This is a genomic window from Vibrio sp. R10-SG-ISO4 (assembly GCF_059834135.1).
This window is the reverse complement of record NZ_JCBDHJ010000001.1, coordinates 1-13,247: the sequence shown is the minus strand read 5'-3', so window position 1 is coordinate 13,247 and position 13,247 is coordinate 1. Positions and strand designations below refer to the sequence as shown.

The 13,247-nt window shown below is 48.4% G+C and carries 10 protein-coding genes, 1 tRNA gene and 1 rRNA gene; 6 read left to right on the top strand and 6 right to left on the bottom strand.

What is annotated here, in order from left to right:
- The first annotated feature begins 23 nt into the window (after positions 1–23).
- Positions 24–1,601, top strand: a complete 1,578-nt coding sequence (gshA, locus tag AC6R03_RS00060) for a glutamate--cysteine ligase (protein WP_500631234.1) — start codon at positions 24–26, stop codon at positions 1,599–1,601.
- Between the two features lie 130 nt (positions 1,602–1,731).
- The gene (gene luxS / locus AC6R03_RS00055) at positions 1,732–2,250 is read left to right on the top strand and encodes an S-ribosylhomocysteine lyase (protein ID WP_334555101.1); all 519 of its coding nucleotides are present in this window, start codon (positions 1,732–1,734) and stop codon (positions 2,248–2,250) included.
- An 87-nt stretch (positions 2,251–2,337) separates the two neighbouring features.
- Here the strand turns inward: luxS and AC6R03_RS00050 are convergent, their stop codons facing one another.
- The gene (locus tag AC6R03_RS00050) at positions 2,338–2,814 is read right to left on the bottom strand and encodes an RDD family protein (protein ID WP_334555102.1); all 477 of its coding nucleotides are present in this window, start codon (positions 2,812–2,814) and stop codon (positions 2,338–2,340) included.
- 191 nt (positions 2,815–3,005) lie between these two features.
- On the opposite strand from AC6R03_RS00050, the gene AC6R03_RS00045 reads away from it, so the two are divergent.
- Positions 3,006–3,090: transfer RNA gene (locus AC6R03_RS00045), tRNA-Leu, on the top strand.
- A gap of 127 nt (positions 3,091–3,217) precedes the next feature.
- Here the strand turns inward: AC6R03_RS00045 and AC6R03_RS00040 are convergent.
- The 5 genes from AC6R03_RS00040 to ahpC all read right to left on the bottom strand — a co-directional run bounded on the left by AC6R03_RS00040 (position 3,218) and on the right by ahpC (position 9,062).
- A complete protein-coding gene (locus tag AC6R03_RS00040; RefSeq protein ID WP_500631235.1) occupies positions 3,218–4,519 on the bottom strand; it encodes a methyl-accepting chemotaxis protein in 1,302 nt (433 codons plus the stop codon).
- 77 nt (positions 4,520–4,596) lie between these two features.
- Entirely contained in the window at positions 4,597–5,016 is a 420-nt protein-coding gene (locus tag AC6R03_RS00035; RefSeq protein ID WP_500631236.1) for a hypothetical protein, read from the bottom strand.
- Positions 5,016–6,482: a methyl-accepting chemotaxis protein gene (locus AC6R03_RS00030; protein WP_500631237.1), complete on the bottom strand. Its 1,467-nt coding sequence runs from the start codon at positions 6,480–6,482 to the stop codon at positions 5,016–5,018. Before AC6R03_RS00030 ends, AC6R03_RS00035 begins: the two co-directional genes overlap by 1 nt.
- 299 nt (positions 6,483–6,781) lie before the next feature.
- Positions 6,782–8,350, bottom strand: coding sequence for an alkyl hydroperoxide reductase subunit F (gene ahpF, locus AC6R03_RS00025; RefSeq protein WP_500631238.1), 1,569 nt, complete (start codon positions 8,348–8,350; stop codon positions 6,782–6,784).
- A gap of 154 nt (positions 8,351–8,504) precedes the next feature.
- Entirely contained in the window at positions 8,505–9,062 is a 558-nt protein-coding gene (ahpC, locus tag AC6R03_RS00020) for an alkyl hydroperoxide reductase subunit C (protein WP_334555125.1), read from the bottom strand.
- Between the two features lie 266 nt (positions 9,063–9,328).
- Between ahpC and AC6R03_RS00015 the strand changes: the two genes are divergently transcribed.
- From AC6R03_RS00015 to AC6R03_RS00005, 3 genes are all read left to right on the top strand, one after another.
- Positions 9,329–9,733: a VOC family protein gene (locus tag AC6R03_RS00015; protein WP_500631239.1), complete on the top strand. Its 405-nt coding sequence runs from the start codon at positions 9,329–9,331 to the stop codon at positions 9,731–9,733.
- 146 nt (positions 9,734–9,879) lie between these two features.
- The gene (locus tag AC6R03_RS00010) at positions 9,880–11,139 is read left to right on the top strand and encodes a cyclic di-GMP phosphodiesterase (protein ID WP_500627061.1); all 1,260 of its coding nucleotides are present in this window, start codon (positions 9,880–9,882) and stop codon (positions 11,137–11,139) included.
- Positions 11,140–11,730: 591 nt separating this feature from the next.
- Positions 11,731–13,247, top strand: a 16S ribosomal RNA gene (locus tag AC6R03_RS00005); the annotation flags it as partial.

Below are 13,247 nucleotides of genomic sequence, written 5' to 3'. Positions count from 1 at the left end.
ATTAAACATAAGTGAACTTCATTTTGACAGATTTTGCTGCGCGATTAGAGAGAGTCGCTCGTAACCCAGAAGTATTCCAACACTTTAGCCGTGGCGTCGAGCGAGAGACTTTGCGCTATCAAGACGGGCGTTTGGCGACCACTCCGCACCCTAAAGGGTTAGGATCGGCGTTGACCAACCAATGGATCACGACGGATTTCTCTGAATCGCTGCTCGAGTTCATCACTCCGGTGTCGCACGACATCGATCAGTTGATGGCGCAGCTTGAAGACATCCACCATTTCACCCAAACCAAACTGGGGGAAGAGAAACTGTGGCCACTGTCGATGCCTTGCTACGTAGAGCATGAAGAGTTGATCAACCTTGCTCAATATGGCGGCTCGAACTCGGGCAAGATGAAAACGCTGTATCGCCAAGGGTTGAAGCGTCGCTACGGCAGTTTGATGCAAATTATCTCCGGTGTGCATTTTAACTTCTCTTTCCCAGACAGTTTCTGGGAGGCCCTCTATGGAGAGCAAGATGAGCAGGCGCGCCAAGAGAGCAAATCTGAGGCGTACTTCGGCTTAATTCGCAATTACTACCGCTTTGGGTGGCTGATTCCTTATTTCTTTGGCGCGTCACCGGCGCTCTGCTCTTCGTTTATTCGTGGCCGAGAGACAAAACTGCCGTTTGAAAACATTGGTGAAACCCTCTATTTGCCGAACGCCACCTCGCTGCGTTTGAGTGATTTGGGCTACACCAATAGCGCGCAAAGTGTCCTCAAGATCGGATTCAATAGCATTGATGAGTATTTAGCAGGTCTTAATGAAGCGATTCGCACGCCTTCAGACAAGTTTGCCAAGATAGGCGTGAAAGTGGATGGTGAGTACCGTCAACTCAATAGCAACGTTTTACAGATTGAAAATGAGCTTTACGCGCCTATCCGTCCGAAACGAGTGACCAAAAGCGGTGAGAAACCGTCTGAAGCGTTGCGCCGAGGCGGGGTTGAGTACATTGAGGTGCGCTCACTGGATGTGAACCCGTACAGCTCGGTGGGTATTACCGAAGATCAGGTTCGCTTCCTCGACCTCTTCTTAGCATGGGCTGCATTAAGTGACTCTGAGCCGATGGATTTTTGTGAGCAAGCGTGCTGGCGAGAGAACTGGAACAAAGTGATTGTCGAAGGTCGCAAGCCGGGTCTTGAGTTGCAGATTGGCTGCAAAGGTGAAGTCTTAACGTTGCAAACCTGGGCTAAGCGTGTATTTTCTGAATTGACGGCGATCGCCAAAGTCATGGATGAGGCAGCCGGTGGTCAGGCGTACCAAGATGTGGCAAAGACACTGCTTGAGTGGATTGATAACCCAGAGCTGACCATTTCAGGGCAACTACTGGCAGACACCAAACGCCTAGGCGGTTTAGGGAGTGTGGGCCGAGATTTTGGTCGTCAGTACAAAGCGCGCCATCAAGCTCATCAATACCGTACCTACAGTGAGTCTCTGATGGAACAAGAAGTCGCGCGCTCAGTGGAGGCACAAGCTGACATTGAAGCGAAAGACAGCCTGTCATTTGATGCGTTTTTAGAAGACTACTTCGCGTACTTAAAAACGCCGCAGCAGGCGTAATCCGTGCCACAATAGGCTCGCTCATTCATCGTCGATTTGCTAGGCTTTGACTATCTGCCTAGCTGTTATCGCCGGGCGAAGAAAAAGAATAGAACAGCTCCCAAGAGCTTGGAACCAATGGAGACGGACCATGCCGTTACTAGATAGCTTTACCGTAGATCACACTCGTATGAACGCCCCAGCCGTTCGCGTGGCAAAAACGATGACCACGCCTAAAGGGGATACCATCACAGTGTTTGATTTGCGTTTTACCGCCCCAAACAAAGACATCTTGTCAGAAAAAGGCATCCACACCCTTGAGCATCTATACGCTGGTTTCATGCGTAACCACCTTAACGGTGAGAGCGTGGAAATCATCGATATTTCACCGATGGGTTGTCGTACAGGCTTCTACATGAGCCTAATTGGCACACCGACCGAGTCTCAAGTTGCTGACGCATGGCTCGCGGCAATGCAAGATGTGCTGAAAGTGGAAAGCCAGAACAAGATTCCAGAGCTCAACGAATACCAATGCGGTACGGCAGCGATGCATTCACTGGATGAAGCCAAAGCGATTGCAACAGCGATTATTGACGCGGGCATTTCGGTCAATAAGAACGATGAGTTGGCGCTACCAGATTCGATGCTGAAAGAGCTCAGTGTTGACTAAGCACCGAATAGACCAGCTGATTTAGGCTGGGACAGAAACCAAAAAAGGAAAGCACATCGCTTTCCTTTTTTATTACCTATCAGATTGTTATTGCGCTTTGGGCAATACCACGACGCGCGTTTTAGCCCATATATCGTGAAAGCCACGCTTTTTGGGATCGATAGGCACACTAAGATTGGCCAGGCCGAAACCGGATGTGCCAATGCGAATCAGCGCTTGCGTCACCGTGATTCGACCACCTTGCTCATTTTGCAGTTGCAGTTTCCAGGCACGCATGCCCAATGTTTGGCCCGCTTTTGTCCAAAAGTAGACAAAGAAGTAGACCCACACCGCCGCGAGATAGAAGGTGTAGAGAGGGCTCCATACCGGATGCTGCGTAAGGAAATCACTGACGTCTTGGTATTGGCCAACATGAAATACGCCGAGCGCCATTAGCGCATGTAAAATGGCGATAACGATACCGGCTGCCATCATTTCGATGGCAATGATGATCAATCCATCATAAAAAAGTGCCCCTAAGCGGCGAAAAAGTCCCGCTGGTGGCAAGGTGCTATTGCTAGACATAAAACGACTTACCCTTAAAAAACTGGCGCCAGAATATAGTGTCAAACTGGTGATGAAAAGAGAGCTTGCGCACAGCTTACGACTTTGTGGCGAATTTATCAGCAAACAATAAGCAAATCAGCTTTTTGCACTTGCGCGATGGCAAAGCTTACGTATAATGCCAGACATCAACAGGGAGTCATCCCCAAGATGCCGGTGTGGTGAAATTGGTATACACGACGGATTCAAAATCCGTTGCCTTCGGGCGTGGCGGTTCAAGTCCGCCCACCGGTACCATATTTAAACAACAAAGCCTCGACGAAAGTCGGGGCTTTGTTGTTTCTAGCATTCGCCATATTCAAAAAAGCCCCGTGTTTAAACGAGGCTTTGTTTGAACGACGCTTAGCAGTATCACGATAGAGGGTTAAGACAGGTTTTCCACCGTTCGAGATACTTTTTCTGCGTCATCGATGATTCTGTCGATCACTTGTGAGATCTGCTCAGTTTGAGATTCACCGTGGGACGTTTTTTCGGTAACGGCTTGGATTTTGCCATCGAGCTTTTGCGTGATCTTACTGTTCTCACCAATAACGTCGGCAATCTCTGAGGTGGATTCTGAGGTCCTGGCTGCGAGATTCCGCACTTCATCGGCCACAACGGCAAAGCCGCGGCCTTGCTCTCCGGCCCTCGCCGCCTCAATTGCAGCGTTCAATGCGAGCAGGTTGGTTTGCTCGGCAATGGCGCTGATGGTTGAAACGATGGTTTCAACGCTTTTCGACTGACCATTCAAGGCGGTCACCAACTCATTCATTTCGGCGACGGAGCGGTTGATCTCTTGAGAGTTGGTCAGAAGCTGCGCAATGCTCTCTTTCCCTTCACACGCGGAGTTGACGGTTTGCTGGGCTATCTCGAATGAGGTGGTGGCGGCTTCTTTGACTCGCTCGGCTTTTTCGACACGATCGGTAATATCGCTCGCGAGTTTGATGATTTTAACCACTTTGCCTTCATGGTTGAAAATCGGGTTATAAGTCGCTTCTAACCACATACGTTGACCATGCTTATCAATCCGTTGGAACAGACCGGTTTTGATGGCACCCGTCGACAACTCTGCCCAAAAATTGGGGTTGGACTGATAAAACTCTGGCAAGCAAAACATACGATGGTGCTGACCTTTGATTTCGGCCAATGAGTAGCCCATGTGCGCGAGGAAGTTTTTATTGGCGGTAATGATGGTGCCGTCGGGTTCAAAGTCGATGACGGCTAACGATTTATCCAGGGCGTCTAACAGTGCTCGATTGCGCTCACGCTCTCGCTGAGCATCACTCACGTCAGAGGCCACTTTGGCGACATACTCTACTTTCCCATCTTGATCGCGGACCGGAAAATAGGTGGCCTCGACCCAAAATGCGAGATCTTGCTTGTTTTTGCGAATAAATCGGCCCGTTTTAGGGATGCCGCGATTGAGATCTTTCCAAAGTTGTTTGTATTCAGCTGTCTCAACGTCCTCCGGGAAACAAAGGAAGCGGTGATGTTTGCCTTGCACTTCTTCCAAGCTATAACCGGTAACAGAGAGAAACTGAGCGTTGGCAAAACGGATGTGCCCATCGGGTGTGAATTCGATATAAGGAACCGATTCTTTCACCGACTCCTTGAATTGATTAGCGCTGCTAAGTTGATTTTCTAACTGAGTAATCTTGTCATTTTTGGCGCGAGCGAAATTAAACATCCTTGTCTCCTAACCACTGTTTTTATTATGCACTGTATTGAGTTTAGTGTAGGTAACTCGATGCGTTTGTTCAATGGTTATAACAGCGATGAGAGGCGTAAGCCAACCGAGCGCGAGGGGTCAATGATGATGATTTGCATAGCGCTATTGGTGCAGTAGGGGATCAGCACGGAGTAGGAGTGGCTCGTATCGAGTGTCGGTTGGCCAATTAAGGTGCCAAATTGTTGATCATCAGAGGTAACGAGTACGTCAGCGAGTGGAGGATCATCCTCATAAGTGAGCTCAAACTCGGTTCTCTCTAGCGGTGAAAACTGGCCGCTTTTTATCGTCACGTGATACCCATCGACTTGGCATTTTCCATCATTCACTGGGCAGTCGACCAATGTGAGCCCTTGAGGCGCCGCGGCGAACTCCATTTTCGGTTCAAACTTGAACCAGGTCGGCGCGAAATAACCCGCTGCAAACAGCAGCGGGATCAAAAAGTAGCGGTAGGCCATTAAGAGAGCTGGAATCGCTGGCTTAGGCTCGCCAATTTGCTAGTGGCTTGGGTTAGCTCTGAAATCGAGGCGCTTTGCGCCTGCGATTGCTCGGCAATCACAGCACTGGCGTTATCCACTTCCGACATACTGCTTTGTAGACGGTCTAATGAGCGGTGTTGCTCATCGACTGAATCGGCGACTTGCGACATCTGGAGACTCACTTGGCTGATATTGTGCGAGATTTGTCCGGTCGATTGGATGATATTGTCCACGGCACTAGAGACTTGCGTTGATAGTTCCGTCATGTCACTGATGTTGCCCGTGGAGAGTTTGACCGCTTTCTCTAATTGACCTAGAGACACACCAATCTCCTCAACGCTTGCGCTGGTGCGATTCGCTAGCTGGCGGACTTCGTCTGCCACCACGGCGAAACCTCTCCCGGCTTCGCCGGCTCTTGCCGCTTCGATGGAAGCGTTGAGAGCGAGCAAGTTTGTCTGCTCAGAGATGCTCGTGATCGCTTCGAGAATCTGGTGAATGCTGTTGGCGTCTTGTACGACTTGACTGACGTTGCTGCGTGTTTGGTCAACAATATCAGTCATGCGGGCTAAGCGATGTTGACATTCGGCCGATTGAGAAAGCGATGCATCACTAAGCTCGGCGGCATGCAGGGCACTTTGATGGCAAGCTTGGGTTGTTTGTGAGACATGGGAGAACGAATCACCGAGATTGCTCACCGCGCTCGCGACTTGCTTAATATTGTTACTATTGCGAGAGATCTCACGATCAATTCGTGTGGTGTTAGCCGCAAAATCCTCGGATACATGAGAAAGCTCCGCAACGGATTCGCGTTGGATTCTGGCGGTGTCTTGTAACTGTAGAATGATTTGGTTAAAGCGAGTGAAAAACTCATCCCGCTCTTGCAGTTCCACATTTAAGTTGAACGTCGAACCTTGCACCACATGATCGACGGTGCGGCTGACGTATTTCAAGCGTTGCAGGTTTTTATCCAGTACAAGACAGGCGTACATGGATACGCTAGCTTGGAAAATAGCATACAGGCAGTGCTCAATAACTAAGGTGTAGCTGCTGTTCGGTGGGAAAATGTATACCGGTACGCCAGACGACTGCATCCAAAAGAAGACAACGTGATGCAGAGCGGCGGCAACCAGTGCGTGTAATACCATCAGCCAGTTATTGTAGAGCGTCATCAACGCCAACATGATGAAGACTTCAAAATGAAGCATGATGTCGCCATAGGCTTGATGAATATGCAAAGCAACAAACCCGTACAGCACGTACGGCAGGGCATAGCGAGTGGTGGGGCGATTGAGAATGACGACTAAGGCAGACAAGACCAGAGTGGCAATCAGGTCGGGCGTCGCATACCCATAGCGAGCAAAATAGATAAACGAAAGTGCCATCATAGGCAGGCCGATAATGTACGTTTTTTGAGAGAACGACAACTCACGCTCTAGCTTAATCATACCAATCTACTCTTAGCAAAATAAACGATGTGCATGTTAGGAGTATATGTACACCACTCATGCTCAGTGGTTGTACCAACAATCCGTATTACTGTTAAAAGCCGTTTTGCTGATAAATTCTGTTTTGCTGATAAAAAAATTGTAGACAAAAAAAACCAGCAGGTTGGCAGCTGCTGGCTAAGTCTTTTGGGCTTCCTTTGTTGTTATACTTCTCGTCACAAAGTTCGATCACTGCGTCCCGATAAATTTCCTCTGAGGTGAAAATTTCACGCGGTGCCAATGATGTGCGAGAAGGGGATTTATCCTTGTTTGCGAATCAAGTAGTCAAACGCACCAAGGCTTGCTTTTGCGCCTTCTCCCATCGCAATGATGATCTGTTTGTACGGTACGGTTGTGGCATCACCCGCCGCAAATACACCTTCTAGGCTCGTCTCGCCACGGCTACCGACTTCGATTTCGCCACGATTTGACAGGGCAACCTCTGAATCTTTCAGCCATTCTGTGTTCGGTACGAGGCCGATTTGCACGAAGATACCAGACAGCTCAATCTCTTTGATCTCATCTGTGTTGCGATCTTTGTACTTCAAGCTCGTGACACGTTTCCCATCACCCATCACTTCTGTGGTTTGCGCCATGGTAATAATGTCGATGTTAGGCATCGAGTTCGCCTTGTTGATCAAGACTTGGTCGGCGCGAAGGACATCCGCAAACTCCAACACTGTCACATGCTCAACAATACCGGCAAGGTCGATAGCGGCTTCAATACCTGAGTTACCACCACCGATAACGGCAGTCTTCTTACCTTTGAACAGTGGGCCGTCACAGTGTGGGCAGTAGGCAACGCCTTTGTTGCGGTACTCTTGCTCACCCGGAACGTTCATTTCACGCCAACGTGCACCTGGGCTTAGAATGACACTCTTACTTTTCAGAGTTGCGCCACTCTCAAGTTGGATATGAATCAGACCATCTTCTGTGTGCGCTGCGCCCATCAGCTTTTCTGCTTGCTGTTCTGTTACGACGTCCACATCGTACTCTTTTAAGTGCTCAGCAAGATCAGTCGCCAGTTTTGGACCTTCAGTACGTTTCACTGAAATGAAGTTTTCGATCGCCATGGTGTCCATAACTTGACCGCCAAAGCGTTTAGCGACAACGCCAGTGCGAATCCCTTTACGCGCCGCATAAAGAGCCGCAGCACTACCACCAGGGCCACCACCGACAACTAAGACATCGTATGGGTCTTTTTCGCTCAGAGCTTTCGCGGCTTTCTCGCTTGCGCCATCATCCACTTTGTTAAGAATTTCAGTCAGAGACATGCGGCCTTGACCGAATAGCTCGCCGTTAACGAAGACACTCGGTACGGCCATGATGTCACGTTGTTTCACTTCATCTTGGAAGAGTGCGCCATCGATCATGGTCGCGTTCACTTTCGGGTTGATCGCCGCCATCATGTTGAACGCTTGAACCACGTCTGGACAGTTTTGACACGAGAGTGAAATAAAAATTTCGACATCAAGATCTTTGTCTAATGCGGCGATTTGCTCAATCACCTCAGGCTCAAGCTTGATTGGGTGACCGCCAGAGTGCAGCAGCGCCAAAACGAGAGACGTGAATTCATGTCCCATTGGCAAGCCGGCAAAGCGCAATGACGTACCTTTGGCCGGGTTGGTCACAGCCATCACAGGTTTGCGTGCGCTGGCATTATCATCTCGTTCAACACTGATCAGATCGCTCATCTCAGCGATTTGACTGGCCAACGCGAGGATGTCATTGGCGGCTTTGCTTTCATCTAGGCTAACCACTAGACGAACCTCTTCTTTTACATTGGCGAGATATTGTTTGAGTTGTTGTTGAATCGCTTGGTCTAGCATGGTGGTACTTACCTTAAATAAACAAAAGAGTGGTTACTCTGGATAAAAACAGGTTGGGAAGAGAGCAAACCGGGTAGAAGGTCGTCAGGTATCAGACCCAGAATGCTCTCTTAATTAGGTTCCTAATAGGGGAGGAACAACAATCTCAGTGAGATTAGATTTTGCCAACTAGGTCTAGAGATGGTGCCAGTGTTTCTTCACCTTCTTTCCATTTCGCTGGGCAAACTTCGCCTGGGTGAGCAGCGACGTACTGAGCGGCTTTTACTTTGCGAAGTAGGTCTTCTGCGTCGCGGCCGATACCTTCAGCAGTGATTTCCATCGCTTGAATCGTACCTTCTGGGTCGATCAGGAATGTTGCGCGGTCTGCAAGACCTTGACCTTCACGCATAACACCGAAGTTGTTGGTGATGTTGCCAGTTTGGTCGCCAAGCATGTAGTAGTTGATTTTGCCGATAGTGTCTGAGCTATCGTGCCATGCTTTATGAGTAAAGTGTGTATCAGTAGAGACTGAGTACACTTCTACGCCGCGCTTTTGAAGCTCTTCGTAGTGGTCTGCTAGGTCACCAAGTTCAGTTGGACATACGAAGGTGAAGTCTGCTGGGTAGAAGAAGAATACCGCCCATTTACCCAGAACGTCTTGCTCTGTGACTTCAACAAATTCACCTTGTTTGAATGCGGTCGCTTTGAATGGTTTGATCTTAGTGTTAATCATATCTTTACTTTCCTCAGAATGTTTTGGGTGAGCAGTTCTTGCTTTCGGAAAGTATATTCTCATCCCCCATAGACTAAATAAAATTGCTTGTAGCTATCTTATTGATAGGGGAATCCTATTAAAAATAAACAAGGCCTCGTCTAACGCAGTGTGGTTCGAGTCGGCGCTTTGCGCGCAAGATAAGAGCGGTGGAATTTTTCTTCGCTTTATCCGCGAGTTAGTGAATTGTCATCTATCTTTTAAAGAAAACAACAGGAAGTCAGACAATGTATCAAATCACACCGTATCTCTTTTTCGCTGGAAGATGTGCCGAGGCGCTCCATTTTTATCGTGATAGTTTTGAAGCAGACGTCACATCAGTGCAATATTTCAAAGATTCACCACAGGTCATTGAGGGGGCGGAGCCGCATTGGATTATGCACGCAGAAATTGACATCATGGGCAATAAATTGATGCTCTCTGATGGCGTGGTGGCGAGAGAGCTGAGTGGAAACACCATCGCCTTATCCATTGTGCTTGACGATCTCGACTTACAAGCGAGACTGTTCGATAAGCTCGCGACGCAAGGTCGCGTGATGATGCCTTTGGCCGACACATTTTGGGGCGCGCGCTTTGGTAAAGTGGAAGATCAGTTTGGCATCCGTTGGATGCTGCACTGCAATCTAGTCTAATCTGCTGAGGTGTCATGTCGCGTCAGTAATCCGTTGCTCACGTCTATTGATGAGTTGGTCAGGTAGGGTGGCTTTTTGTGATGAAATCGCCACCTAATTCATCTAAGATTATTGGGTTATCAAAATGATTCAGTTGTATAAACGTCGTGGCTAGCATCAAAATTACCGTCGATCGTCTCCAACCCGGATTGCACATTCGACTGCCGCTCAAATGGAATGAGCACCCTTTCTTATTGAATAGCTTCAAGATAAAAGATGAAGAGCAAGTGCGACTCATTCGTCACTTGGGAATTAAGCACGTCTATATCAATCCAGCGCAAAGTGATGTTGAACCACTGCCACCGCAGAAAGCGCAACCCGAAGAAGAGGCCGACAATGACCACTCCGGCGTTGATAGTGAGGCAGAAAAACTCTGGCAGCAGAAACAAGAGCAAATAGAAAAGCTCAATGCCTATCGACGCCGAGTGATCCAGTGTGAAAAAGAGTTCGAACGATCGTTGTCAAAGATGCGAGCGGTGATGAATAAAATTCGCAGCCGACCAGAACAAGCCATTGATGAGGCATCGGAGTTAGTCAGCGATGTGGTCGACAAATTGCTTAGCGATGACAACGTGACGTTGCACCTGATGAACGGTAAGAGTGAATTTGAGGACATCTATTTTCACTCCCTCAATGTTGCGGTTATCGCGATGATGATTGCCAAGGCTAAAAAGCTCAATGCAGACAAGATAAAAGAAGTGGCGTTTGCTGCGCTATTCCATGATATGGGAAAAGTTAAAATCCCAACGGCAATAGTCCGTAAAAAGACGGCCTTGACGGAACCAGAGAAAAACTACCTCAAACTGCACACCAAGTATGGTTTTGACTTGGCCGATAAAATAGAGAGCTTTCCGGAAAGTGCTAAAACGGTCATTACTCAACATCATGAACTGAATGATGGTTCTGGATACCCTCAAGGGTTAAAAGAAGAAGAGATAGATATGATGACGCAAATAGTGTCGGTGGCGAATGCGTATGACAATCTCTGTCACTGCAATATAGAAGCAGAACAAAAGATCCCTTATGTTGCGCTGTCTCACCTTTATAAAAACTGCAAGCATCTCTATAGCAACGAAAACCTCGGCATTTTAATCAAGTTTATGGGCGTCTACCCACCCGGTACCGTTGTCCAACTGTCCAACAACATGGTTGGTTTGGTCATTTCAGTCAACGCGCGCAATATTCTCTATCCGAATGTGCTGATGTACGACCCTTCTGTGCCAAGGACTCAAGCCCCGATTCTCGATTTAGCGGAGAAAGAACTGAAAATAGTGAATGCAATTTTGCCTGCTAAGCTGCCAGATAAAGTAAAAGAGTACTTAAACCCACGCTCACGCATTTCATACTTCTTTGATTCAGACAGTTAGAGGTTGAGTTATCCACAGGCATTTGTGTATATGCTTAGGATAGTGTGCGCGTAAACTAGGTATAAAATAGCGCCTGATCGAAAAGTAGTCGGTCAGGCGTTTCTTGATAAAAAAAAGGCTTTTTTCGCTTGCGCTATTTCTGTTGCTCCCTATAATGCGCTTCCACTGACACGGCAGAGGCCACAAGGCTTCAGCAGTGTTAAGAGAGGTAAAAGCTTCTTGAGAAAATAAATTTGAAAAGTGTTTGACTCTTCAAATTAACTCGCTAGAATGCACCTCCGCTTTGAGAGAAAGTTTCTTGAAAAGCACAGCTCTTTAACAATATAAACCTATCAATCTGTGTGGGCACTCGTTGATGATAATCCAATTTAGAAATTTCTCTTAATAAAGAGCGGTTTCAAATTAGGTTTCAATGAACTGAGTGACCATTCGAATTGGGAAGCAGCCTTGAGCTGTTTTGTTTTACTTTTTCAAAAGTGAAAACCAATAAGAGCACAGTCAATTCAAGTTTTCTAGGAACTAGCTTCTAGTCACTAGGAACTTATCAGTATTCATTGAGCCTCCCCTATTTATTTAGGGAATCAAAACTTTAAATTGAAGAGTTTGATCATGGCTCAGATTGAACGCTGGCGGCAGGCCTAACACATGCAAGTCGAGCGGAAACGAGTTATCTGAACCTTCGGGGAACGATAACGGCGTCGAGCGGCGGACGGGTGAGTAATGCCTGGGAAATTGCCCTGATGTGGGGGATAACCATTGGAAACGATGGCTAATACCGCATAATAGCTTCGGCTCAAAGAGGGGGACCTTCGGGCCTCTCGCGTCAGGATATGCCCAGGTGGGATTAGCTAGTTGGTGAGGTAAGGGCTCACCAAGGCGACGATCCCTAGCTGGTCTGAGAGGATGATCAGCCACACTGGAACTGAGACACGGTCCAGACTCCTACGGGAGGCAGCAGTGGGGAATATTGCACAATGGGCGCAAGCCTGATGCAGCCATGCCGCGTGTATGAAGAAGGCCTTCGGGTTGTAAAGTACTTTCAGCAGTGAGGAAGGTTCATGCGTTAATAGCGTATGGATTTGACGTTAGCTGCAGAAGAAGCACCGGCTAACTCCGTGCCAGCAGCCGCGGTAATACGGAGGGTGCGAGCGTTAATCGGAATTACTGGGCGTAAAGCGCATGCAGGTGGTTTGTTAAGTCAGATGTGAAAGCCCGGGGCTCAACCTCGGAATTGCATTTGAAACTGGCAGACTAGAGTACTGTAGAGGGGGGTAGAATTTCAGGTGTAGCGGTGAAATGCGTAGAGATCTGAAGGAATACCAGTGGCGAAGGCGGCCCCCTGGACAGATACTGACACTCAGATGCGAAAGCGTGGGGAGCAAACAGGATTAGATACCCTGGTAGTCCACGCCGTAAACGATGTCTACTTGGAGGTTGTGGCCTTGAGCCGTGGCTTTCGGAGCTAACGCGTTAAGTAGACCGCCTGGGGAGTACGGTCGCAAGATTAAAACTCAAATGAATTGACGGGGGCCCGCACAAGCGGTGGAGCATGTGGTTTAATTCGATGCAACGCGAAGAACCTTACCTACTCTTGACATCTACAGAACTTAGCAGAGATGCTTTGGTGCCTTCGGGAACTGTAAGACAGGTGCTGCATGGCTGTCGTCAGCTCGTGTTGTGAAATGTTGGGTTAAGTCCCGCAACGAGCGCAACCCTTATCCTTGTTTGCCAGCACTTCGGGTGGGAACTCCAGGGAGACTGCCGGTGATAAACCGGAGGAAGGTGGGGACGACGTCAAGTCATCATGGCCCTTACGAGTAGGGCTACACACGTGCTACAATGGCGCATACAGAGGGCGGCGAACTTGCGAGAGTAAGCGAATCCCAAAAAGTGCGTCGTAGTCCGGATTGGAGTCTGCAACTCGACTCCATGAAGTCGGAATCGCTAGTAATCGTGGATCAGAATGCCACGGTGAATACGTTCCCGGGCCTTGTACACACCGCCCGTCACACCATGGGAGTGGGCTGCAAAAGAAGTGGGTAGTTTAACCTTTCGGGGAGGACGCTCACCACTTTGTGGTTCATGACTGGGGTGAAGTCGTAACAAGG